Here is a 654-nt window from a genome sequence, read left to right as displayed (position 1 = left end):
AAGAGACAGCCCTGTAACTAATAAATAACCCATATTTAACTGGGCAGATTTTTTTGTATGCCCTGAAACACCCCCGCTTTCCCCCGCCGCAAACCCCGGATTTGCTTAGAAAAACCAAAGGGGATGCGCATTTTTCTTCCATGTGCCGTGTTTTTGGGTATTCTGGTCAAAAGGCAGCACATCGAGGCTGCAGACAGCACAGCACAGCACTTCACAAGGGCTGGACCGCAAAGGTCCAGGGACAGCAGGCAGATCCTCATGGCGCGAGATATCCACAAGGCAGGCGGCGGCCTCCCCCCCTATTTCAGCATCGACCCGGACGCCGCATTGGCGGAACTGGACAGCCCCACCAGCACCGCGGGCTTTGCCGAGATCGCAAGCGCCTGCGCGCAAGGGCGCGCCGATCTCGCCAGCCGGGGCCTCAATGAGGAAGGCCGCAAGGAGCTGCGCCTGTTCTCCACCTGGGAGATCACCCGCTACCTGATCCCGGTCGCTCAGGCCCATTTCCGCCGGGTGCTGAAAGCCAACCCCGATCTGCCTCAGGGCCGCAGTGAAACCGAAGGCGGCGCCAAGTGGTTCACCCTCGACGAGGTGCTGCGCCTGCGTGCCTTCTTCGCCGCCCAAGGATCGAAGGCCAAGGACTACACCCCCTAC

1 pseudogene is annotated in these 654 nt (G+C 60.4%); it reads left to right on the top strand.

Features of this window, described 5'->3' with window-relative positions:
- Positions 1–258 precede the first annotated feature (258 nt).
- Positions 259–654 (top strand): annotated as a pseudogene (locus A9D60_RS06450) (AAA family ATPase); the annotation flags it as partial.

The sequence above is a fragment of the Leisingera sp. JC1 genome (genome assembly GCF_001679925.1).
Taxonomy (GTDB): domain Bacteria; phylum Pseudomonadota; class Alphaproteobacteria; order Rhodobacterales; family Rhodobacteraceae; genus Leisingera.
The sequence above is the reverse complement of the archived record's forward strand: the minus strand, read 5'-3'. Positions and strand labels throughout refer to the sequence as shown.